Annotated in this window: 2 protein-coding genes; both read right to left on the bottom strand. The window is 71.2% G+C overall.

The window, feature by feature from the left end:
• Positions 1 to 245 precede the first annotated feature (245 nt).
• Positions 246 to 929, bottom strand: coding sequence for a 3-oxoacid CoA-transferase subunit B (locus HMPREF3086_RS00550; protein ID WP_070719692.1), 684 nt, complete (start codon positions 927 to 929; stop codon positions 246 to 248).
• Positions 929 to 1,262 (bottom strand): CoA-transferase (locus tag HMPREF3086_RS19365; RefSeq protein ID WP_305790918.1); only part of this gene is annotated, 334 nt, incomplete at its 5' end. The genes HMPREF3086_RS19365 and HMPREF3086_RS00550, both read right to left, overlap by 1 nt.

Genomic DNA, 1,262 nt, shown 5'->3' on the forward strand with positions numbered 1-1,262 from the left:
GGTGCCGGCCAGGACGACGAGGGCGAGGCTCGCGGGCTCGGGTCGGCCGGCGCCCGTGGCGCGCACGGCCAGGAGTCCCAGGATGACGACGACGACGAGGACCGCCACGTAGCCGAGCACCCACGCCAACGCCGACAGCGCCACCCGGCCGCGGACCGGTGTGGTCCACAGTCCGGGGGCGCTGTGGCCGCGTGGGGCACGTCCGGGCGGGGGCCCGGTGTGCGGTTCCCCGTGCGGTGGCGTCGTCACGTCAGGTGGTCGGCCACCCGGAACGGAGCGTCGGTGGCGGCGGTGATCTGCTCGAGGGTCACGCCGTCGACCAGCTCGATGAGCGTGAGCCCGTCGGCGTCGCGGTCGAAGACACCGAGTTCGGTGATGATCCGGTCCACGCAGCCCAGGCCAGTGAGCGGGAGGGTGATCTCGGAGACGATCTTCGATGAGCCGTCCTTGGCGACCTGGTCCATGACCACGACGATCCGGCGCGCGCCCACCACGAGGTCCATCGCGCCACCCATGCCCTTGACCATCGCGCCGGGCACCATCCAGTTGGCGATGTCCCCGGCCGGGTTGACCTCCATCGCCCCGAGGATCGCGACGTCGATCTTGCCGGAGCGGATCATGCCGAAGCTCATCGCGGAGTCGAAGATCGCCGACCCCGGCAGGGTCGTCACGGTCTCCTTGCCGGCGTTGATGAGATCCGGGTCGACGTGGTCGGGGTGCGGGTACGGCCCGATGCCCAGCAGCCCGTTCTCGGACTGCAGGGTCACGGTCACCCCCTCGGGCACGTAGTTCGGCACCAGGGTCGGCAGGCCGATCCCGAGGTTGACGTACTGGCCGTCCTCCAGCTCCAGGGCCGCGCGGGCGGCCATGGCCTTGCGGTCCCGGCCCAGCCGGGCGGGGGTGGACTCCGGCGTGGCGGCGGTGCTCATCAGCGCTGTCCTTCCGAGGGCGGGTTGGTGGTCATCTTCTCGATCCACTTGGTCTGCGCGACCTGCTCCGGGGTCAACTCGACCAGCCGGTGCACGAAGATGCCGGGGAGGTGGATGTCGTCGGGCGCGAGCTCGCCGACCTCGACGACCTCCTCGGCCTCGACGATGCACACACGCCCTGCCATCGCGGCCAGCGGCGAGAAGTTGCGGGCGGTGAGGTGGAACCGCAGGTTGCCGCTGCGATCGGCCACCGCGGCCCGCACCAGCGAGTAGTCCGCCTCGATCGCCTGCTCGAGCACGTACGTCTCGCCGCGGATCTCGCGGGTCTCCTTG

The organism is Dietzia sp. HMSC21D01, assembly GCF_001815995.1.
Taxonomy (GTDB): Bacteria; Actinomycetota; Actinomycetes; order Mycobacteriales; family Mycobacteriaceae; genus Dietzia; species Dietzia cinnamea.

Bases quoted from the DNA above. Each gene is read 5' to 3' on its own strand.
- HMPREF3086_RS00550 (WP_070719692.1), bottom strand. From the start codon at position 929: ATGAGCACCGCCGCCACGCCGGAGTCCACCCCCGCCCGGCTGGGCCGG.